At 46.6% G+C, this 20,358-nt stretch carries 33 protein-coding genes, 1 other RNA gene and 6 pseudogenes; 5 read left to right on the forward strand and 35 right to left on the reverse strand.

Annotation, left to right across the window (positions count from 1 at the left end):
• From RT723_RS06200 to RT723_RS06340, 28 genes and pseudogenes are all read right to left on the reverse strand, one after another.
• A partial coding sequence (locus RT723_RS06200; protein ID WP_315946317.1) for an FtsW/RodA/SpoVE family cell cycle protein occupies positions 1-254 on the reverse strand: 254 nt, incomplete at its 3' end.
• An 86-nt stretch (positions 255-340) separates the two neighbouring features.
• Complete coding sequence (locus tag RT723_RS06205; protein ID WP_315946318.1) at positions 341-490, reverse strand: hypothetical protein; 150 nt, start codon at positions 488-490, stop codon at positions 341-343.
• Positions 491-767: 277 nt separating this feature from the next.
• Positions 768-1,073 (reverse strand): Mur ligase family protein, encoded by a 306-nt coding sequence (locus RT723_RS06210; RefSeq protein WP_315946319.1) that lies wholly within the window; start codon positions 1,071-1,073, stop codon positions 768-770.
• 4 nt (positions 1,074-1,077) lie between these two features.
• Positions 1,078-1,419: a Mur ligase family protein gene (locus RT723_RS06215; RefSeq protein ID WP_315946320.1), complete on the reverse strand. Its 342-nt coding sequence runs from the start codon at positions 1,417-1,419 to the stop codon at positions 1,078-1,080.
• 23 nt (positions 1,420-1,442) lie between these two features.
• Positions 1,443-1,877 (reverse strand): Mur ligase family protein, encoded by a 435-nt coding sequence (locus RT723_RS06220; protein ID WP_315946321.1) that lies wholly within the window; start codon positions 1,875-1,877, stop codon positions 1,443-1,445.
• A gap of 49 nt (positions 1,878-1,926) precedes the next feature.
• Positions 1,927-3,034, reverse strand: a pseudogene (gene mraY / locus RT723_RS06230) (phospho-N-acetylmuramoyl-pentapeptide-transferase).
• An 8-nt stretch (positions 3,035-3,042) separates the two neighbouring features.
• A complete protein-coding gene (locus RT723_RS06235) occupies positions 3,043-3,699 on the reverse strand; it encodes a glutamate ligase domain-containing protein (protein ID WP_315946324.1) in 657 nt (218 codons plus the stop codon).
• A gap of 12 nt (positions 3,700-3,711) precedes the next feature.
• Positions 3,712-4,035, reverse strand: a complete 324-nt coding sequence (locus RT723_RS06240) for a Mur ligase family protein (protein WP_315946325.1) — start codon at positions 4,033-4,035, stop codon at positions 3,712-3,714.
• Positions 4,019-4,129: a hypothetical protein gene (locus RT723_RS18075; protein ID WP_428983603.1), complete on the reverse strand. Its 111-nt coding sequence runs from the start codon at positions 4,127-4,129 to the stop codon at positions 4,019-4,021. The genes RT723_RS06240 and RT723_RS18075 overlap by 17 nt, the downstream gene beginning before the upstream one ends.
• Before the next feature lie 82 nt (positions 4,130-4,211).
• A pseudogene (locus tag RT723_RS18080) lies at positions 4,212-4,397 on the reverse strand (Mur ligase domain-containing protein); the annotation flags it as partial.
• A 209-nt stretch (positions 4,398-4,606) separates the two neighbouring features.
• The gene (locus tag RT723_RS06250; RefSeq protein ID WP_315946327.1) at positions 4,607-4,921 is read right to left on the reverse strand and encodes a glutamate ligase domain-containing protein; all 315 of its coding nucleotides are present in this window, start codon (positions 4,919-4,921) and stop codon (positions 4,607-4,609) included.
• A complete protein-coding gene (locus RT723_RS06255; protein ID WP_315946328.1) occupies positions 4,866-5,030 on the reverse strand; it encodes a glutamate ligase domain-containing protein in 165 nt (54 codons plus the stop codon). The genes RT723_RS06250 and RT723_RS06255 overlap by 56 nt, the downstream gene beginning before the upstream one ends.
• Positions 5,014-5,139 (reverse strand): hypothetical protein, encoded by a 126-nt coding sequence (locus RT723_RS06260; RefSeq protein WP_315946329.1) that lies wholly within the window; start codon positions 5,137-5,139, stop codon positions 5,014-5,016. Before RT723_RS06260 ends, RT723_RS06255 begins: the two co-directional genes overlap by 17 nt.
• Before the next feature lie 115 nt (positions 5,140-5,254).
• Positions 5,255-5,446 carry a Mur ligase family protein gene (locus RT723_RS06265; protein WP_315946330.1) on the reverse strand — a complete coding sequence of 64 codons (192 nt, stop codon included), beginning with the start codon at positions 5,444-5,446 and terminating at the stop codon, positions 5,255-5,257.
• Positions 5,447-5,465: 19 nt separating this feature from the next.
• Positions 5,466-5,660 (reverse strand): hypothetical protein, encoded by a 195-nt coding sequence (locus tag RT723_RS06270; RefSeq protein ID WP_315946331.1) that lies wholly within the window; start codon positions 5,658-5,660, stop codon positions 5,466-5,468.
• On the reverse strand, positions 5,632-5,979 hold the full coding sequence (locus RT723_RS06275; protein ID WP_315946332.1) for a Mur ligase domain-containing protein: 348 nt from the start codon (positions 5,977-5,979) through the stop codon (positions 5,632-5,634). The genes RT723_RS06270 and RT723_RS06275 overlap by 29 nt, the downstream gene beginning before the upstream one ends.
• 226 nt (positions 5,980-6,205) lie before the next feature.
• A pseudogene (locus tag RT723_RS06280) lies at positions 6,206-7,210 on the reverse strand (penicillin-binding transpeptidase domain-containing protein).
• A complete protein-coding gene (locus tag RT723_RS06285; protein ID WP_315946333.1) occupies positions 7,131-7,787 on the reverse strand; it encodes a penicillin-binding protein 2 in 657 nt (218 codons plus the stop codon). The pseudogene RT723_RS06280 and the gene RT723_RS06285 overlap by 80 nt, the downstream one beginning before the upstream one ends.
• On the reverse strand, positions 7,787-8,134 hold the full coding sequence (ftsL, locus tag RT723_RS06290) for a cell division protein FtsL (RefSeq protein ID WP_315946334.1): 348 nt from the start codon (positions 8,132-8,134) through the stop codon (positions 7,787-7,789). The genes RT723_RS06285 and ftsL overlap by 1 nt, the downstream gene beginning before the upstream one ends.
• Positions 8,135-8,292: 158 nt before the next feature.
• Positions 8,293-9,163: pseudogene (gene rsmH, locus RT723_RS18085) on the reverse strand (16S rRNA (cytosine(1402)-N(4))-methyltransferase RsmH).
• A gap of 17 nt (positions 9,164-9,180) precedes the next feature.
• Complete coding sequence (gene mraZ / locus RT723_RS06305; protein WP_315946337.1) at positions 9,181-9,609, reverse strand: division/cell wall cluster transcriptional repressor MraZ; 429 nt, start codon at positions 9,607-9,609, stop codon at positions 9,181-9,183.
• A 354-nt stretch (positions 9,610-9,963) separates the two neighbouring features.
• Positions 9,964-10,367, reverse strand: an RNA gene (gene rnpB / locus RT723_RS06310) — RNase P RNA component class A.
• Positions 10,368-10,662: 295 nt separating this feature from the next.
• The gene (locus RT723_RS06315; protein WP_315946338.1) at positions 10,663-10,974 is read right to left on the reverse strand and encodes a hypothetical protein; all 312 of its coding nucleotides are present in this window, start codon (positions 10,972-10,974) and stop codon (positions 10,663-10,665) included.
• Positions 10,975-11,116: 142 nt separating this feature from the next.
• A complete protein-coding gene (locus RT723_RS06320; RefSeq protein WP_315946339.1) occupies positions 11,117-11,362 on the reverse strand; it encodes a peptidoglycan-binding domain-containing protein in 246 nt (81 codons plus the stop codon).
• A gap of 211 nt (positions 11,363-11,573) precedes the next feature.
• Positions 11,574-11,891, reverse strand: coding sequence for an N-acetylmuramoyl-L-alanine amidase (locus RT723_RS06325; RefSeq protein ID WP_315946340.1), 318 nt, complete (start codon positions 11,889-11,891; stop codon positions 11,574-11,576).
• Entirely contained in the window at positions 11,891-12,601 is a 711-nt protein-coding gene (locus RT723_RS06330) for a TerB family tellurite resistance protein (protein WP_315946341.1), read from the reverse strand. Before RT723_RS06330 ends, RT723_RS06325 begins: the two co-directional genes overlap by 1 nt.
• An 88-nt stretch (positions 12,602-12,689) precedes the next feature.
• Positions 12,690-13,310 (reverse strand): EAL domain-containing protein, encoded by a 621-nt coding sequence (locus tag RT723_RS06335; RefSeq protein WP_315946352.1) that lies wholly within the window; start codon positions 13,308-13,310, stop codon positions 12,690-12,692.
• The gene (locus tag RT723_RS06340) at positions 13,291-14,169 is read right to left on the reverse strand and encodes a GGDEF domain-containing protein (RefSeq protein WP_315946342.1); all 879 of its coding nucleotides are present in this window, start codon (positions 14,167-14,169) and stop codon (positions 13,291-13,293) included. The genes RT723_RS06335 and RT723_RS06340 overlap by 20 nt, the downstream gene beginning before the upstream one ends.
• Positions 14,170-14,366: 197 nt before the next feature.
• Here RT723_RS06340 and RT723_RS06345 point away from each other — a divergent pair, with 197 nt between their 5' ends.
• The 5 genes and pseudogenes from RT723_RS06345 (at position 14,367) to RT723_RS06365 (ending at position 16,870) form a co-directional block, all read left to right on the forward strand.
• Positions 14,367-15,098, forward strand: a complete 732-nt coding sequence (locus RT723_RS06345; RefSeq protein ID WP_315946343.1) for a lytic murein transglycosylase — start codon at positions 14,367-14,369, stop codon at positions 15,096-15,098.
• Positions 15,082-15,393 carry a lytic murein transglycosylase gene (locus RT723_RS06350; RefSeq protein ID WP_315946353.1) on the forward strand — a complete coding sequence of 104 codons (312 nt, stop codon included), beginning with the start codon at positions 15,082-15,084 and terminating at the stop codon, positions 15,391-15,393. Before RT723_RS06345 ends, RT723_RS06350 begins: the two co-directional genes overlap by 17 nt.
• Positions 15,394-15,415: 22 nt before the next feature.
• Entirely contained in the window at positions 15,416-15,598 is a 183-nt protein-coding gene (locus RT723_RS06355; RefSeq protein WP_315946344.1) for a peptidoglycan-binding domain-containing protein, read from the forward strand.
• A gap of 220 nt (positions 15,599-15,818) precedes the next feature.
• Positions 15,819-16,157, forward strand: a pseudogene (locus RT723_RS06360) (amidase family protein); the annotation flags it as partial.
• On the forward strand, positions 16,139-16,870 hold the full coding sequence (locus RT723_RS06365; RefSeq protein WP_315946345.1) for an amidase family protein: 732 nt from the start codon (positions 16,139-16,141) through the stop codon (positions 16,868-16,870). The pseudogene RT723_RS06360 and the gene RT723_RS06365, both read left to right, overlap by 19 nt.
• 16 nt (positions 16,871-16,886) lie before the next feature.
• Here RT723_RS06365 and RT723_RS06370 read toward each other — a convergent pair whose 3' ends face one another.
• From RT723_RS06370 to RT723_RS06400, 7 genes and pseudogenes are all read right to left on the reverse strand, one after another.
• The gene (locus RT723_RS06370; RefSeq protein ID WP_315946346.1) at positions 16,887-17,309 is read right to left on the reverse strand and encodes a methylenetetrahydrofolate reductase; all 423 of its coding nucleotides are present in this window, start codon (positions 17,307-17,309) and stop codon (positions 16,887-16,889) included.
• A gap of 4 nt (positions 17,310-17,313) precedes the next feature.
• Positions 17,314-17,796, reverse strand: a complete 483-nt coding sequence (locus RT723_RS06375; RefSeq protein WP_315946347.1) for a methylenetetrahydrofolate reductase — start codon at positions 17,794-17,796, stop codon at positions 17,314-17,316.
• A gap of 16 nt (positions 17,797-17,812) precedes the next feature.
• Complete coding sequence (locus RT723_RS06380) at positions 17,813-18,388, reverse strand: class I SAM-dependent methyltransferase (RefSeq protein WP_315946348.1); 576 nt, start codon at positions 18,386-18,388, stop codon at positions 17,813-17,815.
• Positions 18,378-18,587: a hypothetical protein gene (locus RT723_RS06385; protein WP_315946349.1), complete on the reverse strand. Its 210-nt coding sequence runs from the start codon at positions 18,585-18,587 to the stop codon at positions 18,378-18,380. The genes RT723_RS06380 and RT723_RS06385 overlap by 11 nt, the downstream gene beginning before the upstream one ends.
• 362 nt (positions 18,588-18,949) lie before the next feature.
• On the reverse strand, positions 18,950-19,582 hold the full coding sequence (locus RT723_RS06390) for an ATP-binding cassette domain-containing protein (protein WP_315946350.1): 633 nt from the start codon (positions 19,580-19,582) through the stop codon (positions 18,950-18,952).
• Entirely contained in the window at positions 19,533-20,039 is a 507-nt protein-coding gene (locus RT723_RS06395; protein ID WP_315946351.1) for an ATP-binding protein, read from the reverse strand. The genes RT723_RS06390 and RT723_RS06395 overlap by 50 nt, the downstream gene beginning before the upstream one ends.
• Positions 19,979-20,358 (reverse strand): annotated as a pseudogene (locus RT723_RS06400) (hypothetical protein); the annotation flags it as partial. The gene RT723_RS06395 and the pseudogene RT723_RS06400, both read right to left, overlap by 61 nt.

Genomic DNA, 20,358 nt, shown 5'->3' on the forward strand with positions numbered 1-20,358 from the left:
AGCAGCGCTGCAACAATACCGAACAAGATAATAGCAAACAGATTTCCCGGAATTTCAGGATGGCGACTACGCTCTGAAAATAGCCAAGCGCAAATAACAACAAATGCGGGTTTCATGAATTCAGATGGCTGAAGCGTAAACCCAGCGATAGATAACCAACGTCTGGAGCCTTTAATTTCACCGCCGATAAATAGCGTTAGTACCATCATCGCAACAGCACCAAGCAACAGCAAAATGGCTGCACGCCGAACCATCCGGGCATCTAAGAATGAGATCGCGACCAAGCGTTACCAATGCAGGAACCATGAAAATGGCAAATCGTTTTACAAAGTGAAAGCTATCAAGACCAGATACGCTCAGCAACTGCAGGGCTTGCAGAAAATGAAAGCATAAAGCCTAGGAGAATTAACACGACAAACGCAAACAGCAAAAACCTATCGACTGTCCAAAACCAGCTTGCAACAGCACCACGTTCAATACGGCTAACCATCTGCATCACCTTTCGATTTATGCGGTATTAGCATCTCAATACCTTCAATATTTGCGACTTGATCGACAAAACAATCACCGCGAATTTCCAAAATTCCGAAACTGGTCAAAACTTGCGCATGCGGGCGAGAATAAAACAGTTGCCTTACGCCCAGATTGCGCTGCAAATTCCCTCGCGCTGCTGTGGCTATGCGCAACAGCAAGTTCGAGTGTGTTGGCGATTTCGAAATCGACCTTATCACCAAGTTCTGCGGCAAATTTTGGTGCAGCTTCACCGATCAGAAACGCTTTCGCACCCGCTCAAAATATGGCGATAGAGATGTAATTCCACCATCTTTGGGCAAGCCACCCAAGATCCAGAAAATGTCTTCATATGATTTGAGCGCCGGCGCAGTCGCTTCGGCATTTGTCGCTTTCGAATCATTGATAAACAGCAAGTCATCCAACCGACCGACAGGCTGCATACGGTGTTTTAGACCCGGAAATGACGCCAGCGTATTTGCAATCTCATCAAATGGCAGACCTATCGTATGACACGCGGCAATCGCTGCCGCTACGTTCTGCGCATTATGTTGACCACGCAATGTTTCAATTCCAGAAAGGTCGGCAACAATAGAATGTTGACCGCGATGCGTTTACAATCAAGCTGTCGTCTAAAAATAGACCATCTGCCAATTCAGTAGTTGCTGAGATTGATGTTGTTGAAACATTATCTTGGATAAGACGTTTTTGAATATCGCGGCAATACTCATCATCAATGCCAATAATTGCATTTTCACTTTTCGCCACCAAACGTTCTTTCACCGAAGCGTAATGCGCCATTGAACCATGACGATCGAGATGATCGGGTGTTAGATTGAGCAAAATACCTGCACTTGGGCAAAGCGATGGTGCAAGATCAATCTCGATAGGAAGAGCATTCAACAACATAAACGCTGTCACCCTGTGGTGGATCAAGCGATAGGGACAGCTGTACCAATGTTGCCGCCCATTTGAATATTTAGATCATTTTCAGCAATAATATGCGAGATAAGCGCTGTTGTTGTCGACTTGCCATTGGTTCCTGTTATCGCAATAAACGCGCAATTGGGTGCAAGCGAAGCACGTTCACGCGAGAAAATCTCAATATCGCCGATAATCTCAATATTAGCTTTTTCGTGCCAAGTCCACCGTCCAATGCGGCTTGGGATGTGTAAGCGGAACACCAGGCGCCAATACGAAGCTATCAAACTGGGACCCCAATCGATCATCTCGTAAGATCGGATGTAGGAATACCTTCGCTCGGCAGATTTTGCGACCTGTTCAGGATTATCATCCCAGGCAACGATATCTGCACCACCTGCCAATGAGAGATTTTGCAGTAACAAGGCCTGAACCACCAAGTCCAAACAGCGCAACCTTTTTATCTTTGAAGCTTCGAGCAGGTATCATTTTGCTCTATCTCAATTTCAATGTCGCAAGACCAACCATCGCCAACATCACGGCAATGATCCAAAAACGCACAACCACCTGGCTTTCGGTCCAACCTTTTTTCTCAAAATGGTGGTGAATTGGCGCCATTCTAAATACGCGCTTTCCAGTAAGTTTAAATGAGATCACCTGAATAATCACAGACATGGTTTCAAGCACAAACAAGCCACCGATGATTGCCATAACGATCTCGTGTTTTGTCGCAACAGCAACAGTACCGATCAAACCACCAAGCGCTAACGAACCTGTATCGCCCATAAAGATCGCAGCAGGTGGCGCGTTGAACCATAAGAAACCTAAGACCTGCACCAATCAAGGCGCCGAGAATAACAGCAAGTTCACCTGTTCCGGGAACAAAATGAATTTGGAGATAGTTTGCAAAAAGCGCGTTACCGGCCAAATATGCAATCGCTCCGAAAGAAGCTGCTGCGATCATGACGGGCACGATTGCCAAACCGTCCAAGCCATCGGTTAAGTTGACAGCATTACCAGCGGATACGATGACGAATGCGCCAAATGGGATGAAGAACAAGCCAAGATCCAACAAGAAATCTTTAAAGAACGGGAAGGATAACGATGTCGCGAATGTTTCGCTTTGGTCCTGGGTCGCCGACATGGATTGGCTGAGGATAAAATAAGCTGCGACGCCTGCAATCAAGAACTCTAGCAGCAAGTACGAACTTTGCCTGAAAAGCCTTTGTCCGATTGCTTTGGTGACCTTCAAATAATCGTCGTAAAAGCCGATGGCACCAAAACCAAGTGTGACCAACAAAGTGGTTATAACATAGGTGTTCCCAAGATCTGCCCACAACAGCGAACTGATCACGATGCCAGCTAGGATCATCAGCCCACCCATCGTCGGGGTACCGGCTTTCTTAAAGTGGGTTTGAGGTCCATCGGCGCGAATAGGTTGGCCGCGCCCCTGACGAACGCGCAAGGAATTAATGATTTTGGGTCCAAACAAGAACACAATAAGTGCGCCTGTGAAAAGCGCTCCACCTGTTCTGAATGTGATATACCTAAATAAGTTTAAAACCGGAAAACTGTCGGCAAACTCAACCAACCAAATAAACATTAGACCCCCTAGTCACCGGATGCGAGCTGATCATCATCGGGCTCACATTCGGGAAATTTTTCCTGTAATTTTTTGACGACTTTGCCAAACCCAATACCAAGTGATGATTTGACCATAATCACATCACCACTGCGGACTTTACTCATCAACCACTCAATCAACGCATCTAAATCTGTGCGGTAGTAAACCTGCATCTCACCGCGAATAGCATCGGCAAGATAGTTCATATCTTTGCCAGAAAGCGCAACAATATCAACGCCAGCTTCCTGCAAAGGCTGCGCGAGTTCAACATGAAGCTTCTCAGAAAATTCGCCCATTTCTAGCATGTCACCTAAGACAGCGATGCGGCGACCGCCGCGCCCTGGCTCAGCACGCTGCCAGCAGTGAAATCCCTGCACGCATTGAGGCTGGATTTGCATTATAACTTTCGTCAATGAGCGTAAAATATCCAGCACCAATTTGTCGAAGTGATCGTTCCCCGCGACCCTTCTCAGGTTCAAAATCAGCCAAGTGCGAGTGCCGCAAGCGCCATATCTGCACCAAGCAGCGAACACATACCCAAAACTCCGATAGCATTTTGTATGATGTGATCTCCCAGGCGCACCGAGTTTAACAGCAATTTCTTCACCTTTGATTTTAACCGTTAAAGCATGAGCAGTCTGCATGGCTGCGCAGATTTAACAGTTCAAAATCCGCTTTTTTGTTGCGACCATAAGAATATGTTCGATCTTTTTAAACCGAGCGCATTGGCTTTCTTCTTCAGATAGCCAAAGCAAGTCATTATCCAAGTTAAGGATCATCGAGCCGTCTTTAACAATGCCTTCCATAATCTCGGCTTTGGCATCAGCAATTTCATTGAGATTTTTAAAATTACCCATATGCGCAGCTTCAACGCATGTGATCATTGCAACATCTGGGCGGACCATATCCACAAGCGTACGAATTTCGCCCGAATGGTTCATTCCAATTTCAAAAACACCAAAATCAGTATCTCGCGGCATTCGCGCCAAGTGTTAGCGGCACACCCCAGTGATTGTTAAATGAGGCAACCGAAGCATGAACTTTTCCAGATGGCGTGAGCGCGGTACGCAACATTTCCTTCGTGGTGGTCTTGCCCACAGAACCCGTAACCGCGTGCAACTTTACCTGACACTCTGCGTCTTGCAGCGCGCCCTAAAGCTTCTAGCGCTGCTAACACATCACCAACAACAATCATCGGTGCGTTCAAGTTACCCATAGCAGGGATTTTTTCTTCAGCTATGATGAGAATACCTGCGCCATTGGCAAGTGCAGCACTGGCAAAATCATGCCCATCAAAACGATCGCCTTTAATTGCAAAAAACGCAGCACCCTTGAGGTACATTGCGGCTATCGACTGGAAACATCTGTCACGCCTTCTGGCATATCGCCAACGGGTCGACCATCCATTGCGCTAATCAGCTCATCTGATGTCCAAAGTAAATCCATCTACGCCTCCAAACCTAATACGGCTCGCGCAACTTCATGGTCCGAAAAGGGGAGTGTCGTGTCTCCAACGATCTGACCATGCTCATGGCCCTTTGCCTGCAATGATCAAACTATCGCCCTCTTCAAGCATGGAAATACTGGCGTTTCAATTGCCTTTTGTCGATCACCAATATCAATCGCATCAGGTACGCTTGATAATATTTCTTGGCGAATGGCATCTGGTGCTTCCGAGCGAGGATTGTCATCGGTTACGATCACGACATCAGCGAGCCTTGACGCTATCTCGCCCATCAATTTGCGCTTGCCTTTATCCCTGTCACCACCGCAACCAAAAGCGAGAACTATGCGCCCTGTGGTAAATGGTCTAACCGCCTTCAAGAACATGTTCAAGCGCATCAGGCTTATGGGCATAGTCAACATATACAGGCGCACCAGTTTTCGATTTTCCAACTAGATCCAAACGACCAGGGGCACCTTCAATTGTTTCAAGAGCTTTTAACACTGATTTCGCATCAGACGCCTGTGGCAATACAAAGGCCTGCGGCAACCAAAGCATTAGACATTTGAAAATCACCCGCAAGCGGCAGATCTACTTCAAATATCTCGCCCATCATGATGGATTTCTGCGCGCTGCTCATGGCTGACGCTGCTCAACGCGCTTTAGTGATCAAAAACGAACCTTTATGGCCGACCGTTAAAACACGTTGACCTAGCATCCGTTGCATGCGCTGGACAGCTTTGTCTGACCATTCATCATCGGCGAAAGATAACTGCCGGTGAACCTTTGGGCAGCACACGCTCAAACAACGCCATTTTCGCATTGAAATAATGCTCAACAGTTGGATGATAATCCATGTGATCGCGGCCTAAATTCGTAAAGGCGGCGGCCGCAAGCTCAATGCCGTCTAGCCGATACTGATCAAGTCCATGGCTTGAAGCTTCCATTGAGCAATGGGTCACGCCATCATTTGAAAGCTCGGACATTAAGTGAATGTAAAGTCACCGGATCAGGCGTTGTTAATGCGCCATATTCTTTTCGCCCGGGTGCTACGATACCCGTCGTGCCAATCATCGCAGCTTGTTGACCAATCTTGGCCCATATCTGACGAACGAATGATGCAACAGAGGTCTTACCTGGCTGTTCCGGTAACGGCGACAATTGTTTTCGGCTGAGTTTTATAAAACGCAGCGGCGGCTTTTGCTAAAACTAAACGAGGATTTTCTACGACAAGATTTGGAATAGTGTCATTTAACCCAGAAATTGCTTCTGATGAGACAACAGCACACGCACCGTTTTCCAAAGCGCTCATAACAAATTGAGCACCATTTGCCTTATCACCTGAAAGCGCAAAAAACACAAAACCGGACTGAATTTTCCGACTATCTGCCGAAAGTCCGCCAACAACAACATCCAAAGCTTCTTCCGACAGCTCAGAATTGTGGATACCCGCAATTGCAGCTATATCGCCAAGTTTCATTTCATCCCCGTATTCGCCGTATTCCGCAGATCTCTATAGCACAACCTTACGGTCGAAATATGGTCAATTAGTAGGATGTGAGACGATCTGCGTCCCCATCCCCAAATTTTGGTCTTAACACCCAACAATGCGGCAGAACGGCGGACAACTTCGCGCACTGTTGGTGCAGCGTTAGTACCGGCTGTTGCGTATTTCTTACCTTCTTCCGGCTTTGGTTCATCGACGATCACCAAAACAACATATTTCGGATCATTGATTGGGAAGGCTGGAAAAGAACGGCATTAAACCGAACTTGAGATGAATAGCGGCCATCGACAACCTTCTCCGCTGTTCCGGTTTTACCGCCAACCCAATAACCATCAACCTCTGGCACGACGGCCGAACCTTTTTCCACATTCATACGCATCAATTCGCGCATTGAATGACTTGTTTGATCGGATAGAACTTTTGTTGCAACGCTATCGGCTTCTTCACGTGATCTCGGCACAAATGACGGAGGGATAAGTTTTCCTCCATTCATCAAAGCTGCAGCTGCAACGGTCAGTTTGAAGCGGTGTTGTTGAAACACCGTGACCAAAAGAAATGGTCACTGAATTAATCTTCTTCCATTTCTTTGGCTGGCTTGGTGTTGCAACCTCTGGAAGCTCAGTTTCGCATTCTTGATAACAGGCCAATGGCGCGTTAAAAACTCCTGATGTCCATCCACACCCACAACATCTGCCATTTTCGCAGTTCCGATATTGGAAGAGTAAATGAAAATTTCAGGAACGGAGAGAATGCGGTTCTTGCCGTGGAAATCAGAAATGGTAAAGCCACCGATGCGAATAGGTTTACGCGCATCAAAACTGTCATTCATTGAGACATGGCCTGAATCGAGCGCCATTGCCGTGGTGAAGGCTTTAAATGTCGACCCCATTTCAAATGTACCCGCAGTCATGCGGTTCAAACGATCTTTTTGTAGTGCATCAACAGGGTTATTAGGGTTGTAATCAGGAAGCGATGACATTGCGATCACTTCGCCTGTGTGAATATCAAGCACGACGCCTGCTGTTGCAATAGCGCGATAGCGCTCCATTGCGGCGGACAACTCATCACGCAAAACATGCTGGACACGCAAATCAAGTGATAGCTTTACTGGCTCTAACGCTTCATCAACGGTTGAATCCAACGCTTGCAAGATCGCCAAGCCCCTGCCCGTCAACATATTTCTCCATTCCCGCAATACCGACATTATCGATATTCACATGACCAACAACATGAGACGCTGTTGGACCACCTGGATAAAAGCGACGCTTTTCAGGTCGAAAACCAATCCCAGGAATACCACGAGATAATATTTCGCTTTGCTGACCTGGGGTCAATTGTCTGCGGAGCCATTGGAAACGAGACTTTGATGACAATTTGCTGTAGGTTTTCTTGATATCAAGGTCAGGCAAAACAATTGCCAATTGCTCAACCACTTCATCAGGATCAACCACTTTGTGCGGTTCAGCATAGAGCGAAACAGTACGAATATCCGTCGCAAGGATCTCACCATTGCGGTCTTGCAGATCAGGGCGTGATGCAAGCAATGTATTACTCGGCAGAATAGATGAAACTGTTTCCGGAGATTTCATGCCATATTGCACTAATCTGCCACCAACCACCACGCACATAAGTGAGAAGGCGATCATCGCAATACCAATACGGTTCCCAGTTCTATTGGCGTCGGAAACACGACTTGATGGAATAGCAATATCCTCGCGTTGTCCATCTAAGGAAACACTAGCTTTTTTCCGAAAAAATAGTTTTGTAAATCCCTGTTTCATCACTCAACCGCACCTGTCATGATTTGATCGGCAATTTCATCTGTTTCAATTTCTGGCTCTGGCTTAATTCTTGGCAATTCATCATGTTTTACAATCTGCTCAGCCTCGGTTGTGGTGAGCTGCAATTGTTCATGAAACGCCTCAATAAGCTTTTGAACGCGTGCGGGCTGATTGAGCAAACTCCAGTCAGCCTCAAGCAAATCGATTGTGTCTTTATGGGTTTTAATCTCAGCTTCGAGCCTGCGGATTTCAGCCAAGCGCTCTTCAGATTCATGCTTGATATAGAACGTGTGGGCGGTAGCGGCGAGAACCGCGACAATCAACAACACTTCAAATGCTCGAAACATCTAAACCAACCCCGCAACTTTTTTAAGTAGATATAGATTTGGCAATCCAAAGATTTTCATATCTGCCGAACCACAAGGAGCATCGGTGCGAATACCAGCGCGAAGCTTGGCAGAGCGAGCCCTTGGGTTAATCTCAGCCTCATGTTTACTCGCAGCAATCATTGGCTTTTTGCCCAATTGCTCAAAGCTTGCATCTGGCACTTCAATTTGCGGCAAATGCCGAGAACCTGAACCCTGCCAAAACGATCGGTGAAAAACTTCTTCACAATACGATCTTCCAAGGAATGAAACGTTACAACAACCAATCGCCCGCCAGGCTTTAATGCCTTTTCAGCTGCTAACAATGCGGAAGCAAGCTGGCCCAATTCATCATTGATATAAATGCGCAAAGCTTGGAACACTCGCGTTGCAGGATGAATACGATCAGTCATCTTACGCGGTGCTGCATTTGACACGATCTTAGCCAATTGCCCTGTTGTCGTAATCGGCTCTTCTAAGCGGGCTTGCTCAATCGCACGCGCGATGCGGCCAGCTTTTTTCTTCGCCATAAAACCCAAAAATACGCGCCAGCTCATTTGATTTAAGCGTGTTTACAACGTCAGCTGCACTCACCCCATCTTGAGACATGCGCATATCAAGCGGTCCGTCCTGCATAAACGAAAACCCGCGCTCAGCCTGATCGATTTGCATGGAAGAAACACCGATATCAAGCACAAAGCCATCAAGCGAACCCTCTTCAACAATATCTAAAATCTGTGAAAACTTTGCGTGGTGAAGACTAAGCTGATCTGCAAATTCAGCTTTAATCTCATCGGAATTGGAAATTACTTCAGGATCTTGATCCGTCGCAACGACCTTTGCACCCTTCTCCATGATCGCACGAGAATATCCACCCGCGCCAAAGGTGCCATCAAAAATCAGCTTACTTTCATTGGGATCGAGTGCCTCAAGCACCTCTGAGAGAAGAACCGGAACATGACGAACTGGTCCGCCACTGACGTCTGTTGCCACATCGTCAAAACCCGCCACTATTCCGTTCCCTCGCCTCAGGTTGAACGAACCGATTGCTCCATTCGCTCGCGCCGGGTTTCGTCTTGCATCCTCGATAATGCTGACGGCTCCCAGAGCTGAAAATAATCCCCGCGACCCACAAAGGTCACTTGATCCGTTATGCCGGCAAAATCGCGAATGAAATCCGAGACCACTAGCCGCCCTTCCCCATCGAGCTTCATGAAAACGCCGCCGCCGTGAATAAGCAGTGACATTTTGTTGGCTTCCATTGAAAACGGATCGCCCTGATCTATATGTCGCTCGAAACGCTCCAGAACCTCGGGACCAGCTATAGAAATCGCCGGAAACACAAAATCTTGGAACACATACAGATCTCGAATATCTAACCGAGTGAGAACAGTTCTGAACGCCGACGGAACCGATACTCGCCCCTTCGCGTCCACCTTCTTTGTCACTTGCGACAAGAACCTGTTCATTACGCTTTACTACTATCCCTTTTGAGCCAAACCGAAGCTTTTGCCCCTAGCAAAAGATCGCACACACGTCTGTGTTGTTCTGACACGATGATCGGTAACCACGTCGCTAAGGCTCTCTTTTCAGCGCCACAATTTTTGACCATTTGATACATATTGGGATAACATGGGCAAAATTGGGCGTCAATGGGATTTTACATATTATTAACGTTTCATTTCATTTTAATAATTCATAACTCGTTAAGATTAACGAAGCGTTAGGATTCCTCTCTAAGCTGCGTCAAAACATAGGAAATCCAGCCCAAAAGCAGATGTTTTGGGGTCAAGATTTCATTAAAAGGTAAATGTGTCAGTTGGCCTATAAGCCGGGTTCTGTTATCACTTTGCCAATGGCAAAATTCATGCAACCATTCGTCTGGGGCGCCGTTTGCACGGTCAAATCGCCTCAAGCAACCTACCCGGATGACTAGCCTGGAAACTGCCGGTGCAAGCACCACGCCATCCCTATTTGGTTTCCGGCTCCCGGTGGGGTTTACACTGCCACTCTCGTTACCGATCGCGCGGTGGGCTCTTACCCCACCTTTTCACCCTTACCCCTGGACCAGATGATCCAAAGGCGGTTTGTTTTCTGCTGCACTTTCCCTAGGGTCGCCCCCGCCGGATGTTATCCGGCACCGTTATTCCATGGAGCCCGGACTTTCCTCCCTAAACTGCATTACACAATAAAGAGCGGTTGCCCGGCCAACTGACACGAGGCTCACTATAGCATAATCGGCCAAATACTAGAAGCAGCATAAACTATTTGGCTGATCGAATGCCTACTTCAAAATAGCCTTAACACGCTGACAATATTTCGCCGACACAGGGTTCATTCGTTTCGCATAATGACCGGCATTATATTTTAAAATAGCACCACAAGTGGTGCCACCACCCACGGCGATACGCTTCACCTAAATACTTCATGCCAAATGCGATATTATTTTCGGGGTGATAAAGGTTTTTTGTCGAACCTGAACCTACCCCATACCGCGGGCGGTTGCTGGCTTAATTTGCATCAAACCAGCCTCGCCCGCAGCCCCTCGCGCATTTGCGTTGTAATTCGCTTTCAATCTGCACAACGGCACGCGCCAAAGAAACTGGCACACCGTTTTTCTTCGCATGTTTCTGAATGAGTTTATCGTAAGGTGAAGCTGTGTAGCCCGACGCTGTACTTTTTGAAGTTGTTGTTTTTTTCGTGCTCTTTTTAACCGACGATGTTTTTGTGGTTTTATCAACATCCTTGTCGTTGCTTGTTGTTTGGCAAGCAGATAGCATTAGCGCGCTGCCAAGAAGGCAGGCCGTGACCAAAACTCTCATCAAAAATTCCTTAAATTGTCTTTTAAATCAGCGATCACATCGCTTGATGTTTATCGCGTCTCTAAACGGCGAAATTCAGTCGAAATTGTGGCCAGGTGGTAAACATGTGTTTCAAAACACACAAAAAACAAACAATTCGCGATCAAGAAAGCGCTGACAGCAGCCGATGCAATGTTTCAATCGTCGACATATCAGCAATGCCGTCTACCTTTTCAGGACGAAAATGCCGTTGGAATGCGATAATGTCTTGTTCAGTCCGCTCATCAAAATCACCCGTAATCTCGGTGCCATAACCATATAGCGATAACATAGATTGTAGCGCTTCAATTGGCTGACCACTTTCACCACGCATGAAATATCGACCACTGCGGATCGGAGATGGTTCCACCAAATGACCAATGCCATTTTCATGCAATTCTTGCCACGGGAACCATTCTCCCGGATCACGTTTACGACCGGGTGTGATATCTGAATGTCCAAGCACCCGTTCTGGCACAATGTTATCGCCGTTCGATGATCGATTTTGATAAGGCTATTACAGATGAAATCTGAGCTTTGGAAATTCTGGACAACCAAAATCATGCCCAGGATTTGCAATCTCAATTCCAACCGAACGCGAATTGATATCGCTCTCGCCGCTTCCAGATACTCTGACCTGCATGCCAGGCACGATCTTGTTCTCGCACCATTTGTGTTACTTCGCCCTGCTCATCGACAAGATAATGCGCAGAAACCTGGGATTCCTCAACACATAACCAATCTCGCGCGGCAATCGCTGTTTCCATTGCCGTGTAATGCAAGATGAGCATATCTGGCCCATCAACACCGCGTCTTTCGCCAAAATTTGGGGATGGGTGCACAATAGCGCCTTTAAAATCAGGGGCAAAATCAGGCGCGAAACTAACCTCAGATGACATTAACCAGGAACCTGCATTTTCTTCACGGCTTCAAATGCCAAATTCAATTTCGCCATACGCTCGCCTGCCATGGATAAAAATTCATCCGGCACACCGCGTGCCCGCAAATTGTCGGGATGGCTCTTTTTCGCAAGTTCGCGATAACGTCTTTTGATCTCATCAAACGGCGTTTGCTTGGTCACGCCCAAAACTGCGAACGGATCCATACCATCGGGATGAACGTGCCGTGCTGAAATTTGCGAGAAATGTGCTTCATCAAGCCCAAAGATCTCAGCAATATGCTGAAGCAGTTGCTCTTCGCGCTCGTGGATGACACCATCGGCTTTTGCAATGTGATACAAACCATCAATCACGTCTTGCAGCACGGGACAATTGCTGTCTCCTGAACTACAAAGCCCTGCCAACCGCGTTGCATAAACCTCATAACCAGCAACATCTTGCTTGGCTAAGTTATAAAGCCGCGATACATGCGCTGCTTCCTCATCAGGAATTTCAAATATGTCTTGGAAAGCGGCAACCTCAGATTCCGTCACCACACCATCAGCCTTCGCCATTTTGGCGGAAAGCGCAATGATAGCAACGGAAAAGGCAACCTTTTGGCGTGTTTCAGGATCACCTTCAAAGGCGGTCCTCACGGCTTCTACAATGCTGGAAACAACGCTTTTGGCGGTCTCACCGACCTTATCTAATATTTCGCAAATCGATAACATACGATTTCTATACAATAATACTCATGTATTATCGAGAAAATTCTGCATCGCGTCACTTTATAGTGATGAGGCTTTAGCCAGAAGAGTGCTAAACAGCGCGTTTTGCGCTTCCAACGATATCACCTTTAACCAGCAAACGCTTAAATTCCATCAGGCATTTAACTTGCTCAGCATGTTCAACACCATGCAAGATGACGCGTAAATTCATGCAATCTGCTAGGCGAACAAGGTTGACCAACAACTCATATGAGCTGTCATCAAAGGCGATATCTTTGACCCAGTTTTTACCAAGGATCAGATATGTATTTCTGAGTTTCTTGCCCAAACCAAAATTACTGATATCACCACTGAAACCTTCAGATGCGATACGTACACCCATTCGGATTAATTCATCCAAGCTGTTTTCCATCAGCTGCGCATTGTCAGAACGATGAAGTGTATCAAATGAGAACACAAAATCATGACCTGTGAGTTTGTGCTCTTTTAATAAGTCAGCAAAATAACCAGTAAATGTCGGGTCTAATAATTGGTCTGAATCCAGGTGCAAAACCACCGTTTTGCGCTGCGTCCAAGTTGACATTGTTTTCATCGCAGCTTCCAAGATCGCACGATCAAACTGCACAATGAGACCAGTCTCTTTTAATATCTGAATATATTGACTGTCTGAGAAGTCACCAAATTCTGGGTTCCTACTTTTTGCAGTACACATCAAACATTGAAAAAGCAAGATCTGAAGCGTAGGCAATTGGCTGAAACTCCAAGTCAAAATCAGACGTGAAAATCATTTTGCGTAATGCTTGTTTAAAGTCATGCTTTAAACGCGACTTCTGCTCCATCTGCTCGCAGAAAAATCTATGTGCCGAACCTGAAACAGTCTTTGCTTTATAAAGCGCCATGTCAGCACGCTGCAACAACGCGCCAATATTATCATCGCTTTCACGCGCCCATGTGATGCCAACGCTGCCGCCACCTTCAATTTCAGACTGATCAATTTGATAAGGATGAGACAGAATTCGAATGAGTTTTTCGCAAAACTGATCCACCTGAACAAAGCTCGGACCACCGGTCCAGGTTATCACAAACTCATCTCCACCAAGGCGATAGCACTTTAGGCGGTCAGTCGATAATTGACGGAGACGATCCGCCAACTGGCATAGCATCTTATCACCAGCTGCATGTCCAAGCGTGTCATTGATAAACTTGAAACGATCAAGATCAAGCAACATCAAGGCGCATCTTTTATCCTTTGAAAAAGGTGTATTAAAGAATGATCTGGAGTCTTCGATTAATCCACGTCGATTGCGAAGACCTGTAAGCTGGTCTTGATAAGCAATTTGTTCAAGTTCCTGAACGTCATTATTCTTTGTCATTTGGGCAATATGCGCCGAAATCGGCACTCCACTTGCTGCCAATAACAGATTAACATCTGCTTCTGGCATTGCGCTCACAGAAAAATCACCAACAATCAATCCAAAGATCGTCAGTGCAAACAAACTCAATAATATCATCGCCGGGCGCACGTAACCATCACGCGCATACTGATCCAGCGGAAACCATTTTAACTTCATGTTAAACGCTCCCATTCGCGCTCGAAGTTATCATCAGCAGGTTTAATCAAATGTTACTGGCAGCAATAACCTGTGAGCTTGATATGATTTATGGTTAATGAAATATTAAGCACTGACCACGCATCTATTGTCCGAAATGCGCGCACTATGGCCAATTTGAGCATCGGACTATAGAGTTAGCGCAAGGAATCAAACTGATGTGGAGAGCGGTTTTGCCATTTTTTTCTAACAAAAATCTATCTATCCTAGTTGCGACCGGAATTATTGCAGGATTATCTGCCATACCAAGCAATGCGCAGGCAGCGGCATGCGGGGGTAAACTTTCAACCTTTTTAAATGGGGTCAAGAAAGAAGCGATGGCCGAGGGCATTAGCAAAAAAGTGGTCAATGCAGCTTTAAAGAACGCCCAAATTAGCAAAAAAGTTCTTTCTCGTGATCGTGCTCAAGGGGTATTTAAACAAACATTCTTGGAATTTTCTCGCCGCTCTGTCAGCCAAAACCGGTTGGACCACGGCGCTAAAAACCTCCGAAAATATGCATCCACTTTCAAACGCGCTGAACAAGAATTTGGCGTTCCAGCACCTGTGATCGCAGCATTTTGGGGTTTGGAAACAGACTTTGGCGCTTTCCAGGGTGACTTTAATACAATGAACGCATTGGTGACTTTGGCGCATGATTGTCGTCGTCCTGAGCTTTTCAGACCACAATTAATTGCTGCAATTAAAATGGTTGAGATGGGTGATTTATCACCAACGAAGATGACAGGCGCTTGGGCTGGTGAAATTGGTCAAGTTCAAATGTTGCCAGAAGATATTGTGCGCTACGGCACTGATGGTGATGGCGATGGACATGTTAATCTAAAAAAGAGCTCGCCTGGATGCGATCCTCACAGCGGCAGCCTTTATCCAAAGCCTGGGTTGGCAGCGTAACCAACCATGGATTATGGAAATCACCCTCCCCGGCGGTGCATTCCCATATGAGAAATCTGGTCTTCGAAAAGGCATGACAACTGGAGACTGGGCAAATCTTGGGGTAACAGCAAGAAACGGTAACTTGCCAAACGCTTCTCTGCCTGCGGATTTGTTATTGCCGCAAGGTCGCAAGGGCCCAGCATTTTTGGCATTCCCAAATTTTGACATTTATCTGGAGTGGAACAAAAGCTTCATCTACACCACATCTGCGGCCTATTTTGCTACACGCTTAGGCGGCTGCAAAACGCTATAATGCCGGCAACCCAGATCAAGGTTTGAGCGATGCGCAGATGAAGCAGCTTCAAAACAAACTGGTTGCACGCGGCCATGATGTTGGCAAGATCGATGGAATTCTTGGTAGCAAATCACGCGCTGCCGTTCAGGCAGAACAGCAAAGGCTCGGGATCCCAGCCGATGCTTGGCCAACACCAAGCCTGTTGAGCAAGCTAGTAGTATAACAATGTCGTTGTTCGCGCCTCAGTCTATTAAGTCTTATCTTCAAGACCGTGATCAGCATGGGGTTGATGCACGTGATTTGTTACACAGATCACGTGCGCGTATTGAAGAAACAGAGCAAGATGTACAAGCTTTCGAGTGCTTATCGGATAAGGACATCGTCTCCTTCAAATGGCCCACTTTCTGGCATCGCCGTTGGTGTAAAAGACACTATTCGACACCCATGATTTGCCCACAGCATTTGGCAGTGAGATTTATAATGCGCACCAGCCAAGAGTGGACGCTGCGATTGTGACAATGTTGCGTGCAAAAGGCGCGTCGATCATTGGCAAAACAACAACAACCGAATTTGCATTTTTCAAACCCACAAAAACCAAGAACCCGAATAATTTAGAACATTCTCCTGGTGGTTCATCAGCGGGATCAGCAGCTTCGGTTGCTGCGGGAATGGTGACGGCGGCAATTGGTACACAAACCGGTGGCTCAATGATCAGACCGGCAGCCTTTTGCGGCATTGCCGGATTTAAACCAAGCTATAGAATTTGCCGACAACCGGCATGAAGTATTTTTCGCAAAGTCTTGATACCGCAGGAACCTTTGCAAAATCGGTTGCAGATCTAGCAACATTTACCAGCCTTTTAACGGACCGGGATCTTGAGATAAATGAGATCAATCCCAAAGATATTCGCATCGGGATTTATCAAAATGATGTTCTTAGCGAAGCCAGCTCCGACATGGTCAAGGCTTTAGAAAAAGCGGCATCGATTTCAGAGCAAGCAGGTTTTAAGGTTGCTAAACTTGTCGAACCGGCAGAACTTAGTAAAGCCCACAGCCTGCACTCAACAATTCAGTGTTTTGAAGCTGCACAAACTTTGGGGTCTGAATTTGATCTTTACCCCGAACTTTTAAGCGATGGTCTGAAAGAAGCTATTCTTGAGGGCAAGGCTATTCACCCTGATGAATATGACAATGCTCGACGTTCAGCGAAAAATGCCCGACGCAAGACACACGCTCTTTATGATGATGTAGATGTTATTCTAACGCCATCGGCACCCGGAGCGGCACCTCACGGTTTTGCAACAACCGGGATCGCAACATTTAATAAATTATGGACGCTAATGGGCAGCCCATGCGTCAATATTCCAGCCTTCAGAGATGGCAATAATATGCCGCTTGGCATTCAAGCCGTTGGCAAATTTGGGCAAGACAAACAGACGCTTTCAATTGCCCACGCACTTGAGCAAATTTTCAGAACAATCTGCTTAACTCGATGATTAAGCAGCCTCTCGATTAGAAAGTCTTCTTAGGCTCAGTGTTTTGGCGAAGACCCAATAAGTGACACACTGCATAAACCAGCTTAGCGCGGTTCATTGTGTAGAAATGAAACTCTTCAAATCCACGATCCGCTAGATCCATCACTTGTTCAGCTGCAACTGCTGATGCCACAAGAGATCTAATTTCGGGATCGTTTTCCAAACCATCAAAACGATTGGCCAACCAAGTTGGGATCGATGCACCACACATATTTGCAAACTTCTCAACCTGCGAGAAATTGTGCACAGGCAGGATACCTGGAACGATTGGAATATAGATACCAGCTTTGCGCACGCGCTCGACATAACGTTCAAAATGATCGTTATCAAAGAAGAACTGCGTAATCGCACGTGTTGCACCATTATCGACTTTGCGCTTAAGCATGTCGATATCAGTCATGAAATCAGGGACTTTCAGGATGCTTTTCAGGATACGCAGAAACAGAAATTTCGCATTCGCCCATCGCTGTTAAACCGGCTGTAAGTTCTGCAGCATTGGCATAGCCATCCGGATGCGGTTGGTATTGCGAACCAATACCGCTCGCAGGATCACCACGCAAAGCAACAAAGTGACGAACGCCAACATCACGAAACTCTTTAGCAACATCATAAACATCGCCACGGCTCGCATCCACGCATGTCAAATGCGCTGCAGGAGCAACATCTGTTTCTTCAATGATACGCTTCACAGTCGCTAAGGTCGGCTCTTTTGTTGACCCACCTGCGCCATACGTCACTGACACAAATTCTGGCTGGAATGGTGCAAGTTTAGAGATACTTTCCCAAAGCTGCTCTTCCATTTTTCCTGTTTTCGGCGGAAAGAATTCAAATGAAACACGAATTTTATCGCTATTCGCTGGAGCTCCGAAACGGTTGGATAATACCATCTGATTATTTCCTATTCTACGCAATACTAGCGCTGTTATCGCCAGCCATCAAAATTCTTGGGTCTTTCCCGAGCCATATAGACACGGTTAGGGTTTTGTCCTGACTATTGTCAGAAGAAAGGTCGGATATTTTTTCAACATCAAGTCCGTTTGCGGTCATCCACCCGCTCACGCTCTCATGGCTAAAACCAAGTCGAGCATGGGCAAAATCGCTGCGCATATATTCAAGCTCATGCGGGGCGAAATCGATGATCACCAAGCGTCCACCCGGCGCGAGCATCTTGCAAGCTTCGTTAATCGCAGGCGCAGGATCATGCAGGAAGTGCAACACCTGGTGGATAACGATGAGATCATAACTCTCACGCTCGAGTGCGAGATTAAAAATATCACCCTGACGAACAGAAGCATGTGTAATACCTGATTGGTCAAGCTTATCACGCGCAATCGTGAGCATATCGCGGCTGGCATCAATACCCAGGCCTTTACGATATTGGTCTTTAAACAGTTCAAGAATGCGTCCAGTACCCGTTCCCAAATCAAGCAGAGAATCAAATGGCTGATTACCCACTAGTTTACAAAGCTCAGCTTCCACCTTTCGCTTCCGAAACATGATGCTTGCGGATCTCTTCCCACTTTTCAGCGTTTTGAGAGAAGTATTCCTGGGCTCGACCAGCGCGGGCGCTTTTAACAGCTTTGAGGCGCTCAACGTCATGCTGAAGCATACGGTCATCCTGAGCAATCGCTTCAATAATGCTATGAATAATGCTGGATGTACGCCCTTCGTCGATCAATCTGAAAGTAGGCCCAAGCACCTTCTTGATAGCGCTCGATCAAACCCGCTTCACCAAGCAAGTTTCAAATGCCGGGAAATGCGAGGCTGCGACTGACCCAAGAATTTCGGTCAAATCACTCACGGTTAGATCGCCGTGTGAGAGCAAAATTAGCAGACGCATACGGGTCGTCTCACCCGCTGCTTTTAGCAGGTCGATCGCATCGTCCATTTTCAATTTTGGTAGATCTAACATCTACGCCCTCGAAAAGATATAAAGATATGTTTATATCATTTTTGACAATAATGCAAGATCCAAAGCAAAAAACCTCGGATAAGACAGAATGCTCATCCGAGGTTAATTTATATAAGCTATGAGGATGCTTAGCGCGTCAAACGCTTATAGGTCACACGCTTTGGATTAACTGCATCCGCGCCAAGACGACGGATTTTGTCCTTCTCATAATCTTCAAAGTTACCTTCAAACCATTCCACATGGCTATCGCCTTCAAAGGCCAAGATGTGTGTGGCCAAGCGGTCAAGGAACATACGATCGTGGGAAATGATAACGGCACAGCCTGCAAAACTCTCAAGCGCATCTTCAAGCGCCGCGAGTGTTTCTGTATCCAAATCGTTGGTCGGCTCATCGAGCAGGATGACATTGCCGCCTGATTTGAGCATTTTTGCCAAATGCACGCGGTTACGCTGACCACCGGACAGATCGCCAACTTTTTGCTGTTGATCGCCGCCTTTAAAGTTAAAGGATGAGCAATATGCACGGCTGTTTACTTCGTGTTTGCCGAGCTTGATGATGTCGTTACCACCGGAAACCTCTTCCCAAACTGTCTTGCCCCCATCCAGCGCATCGCGTGACTGATCGACATAAGACAATTCAACGGTGTCACCAATTGTAATTGAACCAGAATCAGGTGTCTCCTGCCCGGTAATCATGCGGAACAATGTCGATTTACCAGCACCGTTTGGTCCGATAACACCAACGATACCACCCGGAGGCAATTTGAATTCTAAATTCTCGATGAGAAGTTTGTCGCCGTAAGCTTTTGTCAGACCCTTCAGCTTCAATCACTACATTACCCAAACGCTCACCAACTGGGATGATGATTTGAGCATCGCCAGGACGCTTATCCGCAGCTGCTTTAACCAACTCATCATAAGCTTTAATACGGGCTTTTGATTTCGCCTGACGCGCTTTCGGGCTTGATTGGATCCAGCTTTGCTCGCTAGAAATAGCACGTTGACGAGAAGCCTCTTCACGACCCTCTTGCGCCATGCGTTTTGCTTTCGCTTCAAGATAAGCTGTGTAGTTACCCTCATATGGAATGCCGCGACCACGGTCGAGTTCCAAAATCCAGCCCGTCACATTATCTAGGAAGTAACGATCGTGGGTAATCATCAATACAGAACCTGGATATTCGCGTAAATGCTTCTCGCCGACAATTGTTTCAGCGTCCAAGTGGTTGGTTGGCTCATCGAGCAGTAGCAAATCAGGCTGGCTAAGGAGAACTTACACAAAGCAACACGACGAATTTCACCACCTGATAGGTTTTCAACTGAACTTTCACCAGGAGGGCAACGCAAGGCTTCCATTGCCATTTCAACCTGGCTATCCAAATCCCAAAGATTTTGGCTATCGATGACATCCTGCAGCTGCGCGCCTTCATCTGCAGTTTCATCTGAATAATTCATCATCAATTCGTTATAGCGATCAAGGATGGCTTTTTTATCTGCCACACCTTCCATCACATTTTCAAAAACGGTTTTGCTTTCATCTA

This window comes from Psychrosphaera aquimarina, assembly GCF_032461525.1.
Lineage (GTDB): Bacteria > Pseudomonadota > Gammaproteobacteria > Enterobacterales > Alteromonadaceae > Psychrosphaera > Psychrosphaera aquimarina.

Excerpts from the sequence above, each read along its gene's own strand:
- RT723_RS06205 (WP_315946318.1), bottom strand. The coding sequence starts at position 490 with ATGGTTAGCCGTATTGAACGTGGTGCTGTTGCAAGCTGGTTTTGGACA.
- RT723_RS06215 (WP_315946320.1), bottom strand. The coding sequence starts at position 1,419 with ATGTTGTTGAATGCTCTTCCTATCGAGATTGATCTTGCACCATCGCTT.
- RT723_RS06235 (WP_315946324.1), bottom strand. The coding sequence starts at position 3,699 with ATGCAGACTGCTCATGCTTTAACGGTTAAAATCAAAGGTGAAGAAATT.
- RT723_RS06240 (WP_315946325.1), bottom strand. The coding sequence starts at position 4,035 with ATGCCGCGAGATACTGATTTTGGTGTTTTTGAAATTGGAATGAACCAT.
- RT723_RS18075 (WP_428983603.1), bottom strand. The coding sequence starts at position 4,129 with ATGTTGCGTACCGCGCTCACGCCATCTGGAAAAGTTCATGCTTCGGTT.
- RT723_RS06250 (WP_315946327.1), bottom strand. The coding sequence starts at position 4,921 with ATGTTGACTATGCCCATAAGCCTGATGCGCTTGAACATGTTCTTGAAG.
- RT723_RS06260 (WP_315946329.1), bottom strand. The coding sequence starts at position 5,139 with ATGAGCAGCGCGCAGAAATCCATCATGATGGGCGAGATATTTGAAGTA.
- RT723_RS06265 (WP_315946330.1), bottom strand. The coding sequence starts at position 5,446 with ATGGAAGCTTCAAGCCATGGACTTGATCAGTATCGGCTAGACGGCATT.
- RT723_RS06275 (WP_315946332.1), bottom strand. The coding sequence starts at position 5,979 with ATGAAACTTGGCGATATAGCTGCAATTGCGGGTATCCACAATTCTGAG.
- RT723_RS06285 (WP_315946333.1), bottom strand. The coding sequence starts at position 7,787 with ATGAAACAGGGATTTACAAAACTATTTTTTCGGAAAAAAGCTAGTGTT.
- ftsL (WP_315946334.1), bottom strand. The coding sequence starts at position 8,134 with ATGTTTCGAGCATTTGAAGTGTTGTTGATTGTCGCGGTTCTCGCCGCT.
- RT723_RS06315 (WP_315946338.1), bottom strand. The coding sequence starts at position 10,974 with ATGAGAGTTTTGGTCACGGCCTGCCTTCTTGGCAGCGCGCTAATGCTA.
- RT723_RS06325 (WP_315946340.1), bottom strand. The coding sequence starts at position 11,891 with ATGTCATCTGAGGTTAGTTTCGCGCCTGATTTTGCCCCTGATTTTAAA.
- RT723_RS06330 (WP_315946341.1), bottom strand. The coding sequence starts at position 12,601 with ATGTTATCGATTTGCGAAATATTAGATAAGGTCGGTGAGACCGCCAAA.
- RT723_RS06335 (WP_315946352.1), bottom strand. The coding sequence starts at position 13,310 with ATGTGTACTGCAAAAAGTAGGAACCCAGAATTTGGTGACTTCTCAGAC.
- RT723_RS06340 (WP_315946342.1), bottom strand. The coding sequence starts at position 14,169 with ATGAAGTTAAAATGGTTTCCGCTGGATCAGTATGCGCGTGATGGTTAC.
- RT723_RS06345 (WP_315946343.1), top strand. The coding sequence starts at position 14,367 with ATGTGGAGAGCGGTTTTGCCATTTTTTTCTAACAAAAATCTATCTATC.
- RT723_RS06370 (WP_315946346.1), bottom strand. The coding sequence starts at position 17,309 with ATGACTGATATCGACATGCTTAAGCGCAAAGTCGATAATGGTGCAACA.
- RT723_RS06375 (WP_315946347.1), bottom strand. The coding sequence starts at position 17,796 with ATGGTATTATCCAACCGTTTCGGAGCTCCAGCGAATAGCGATAAAATT.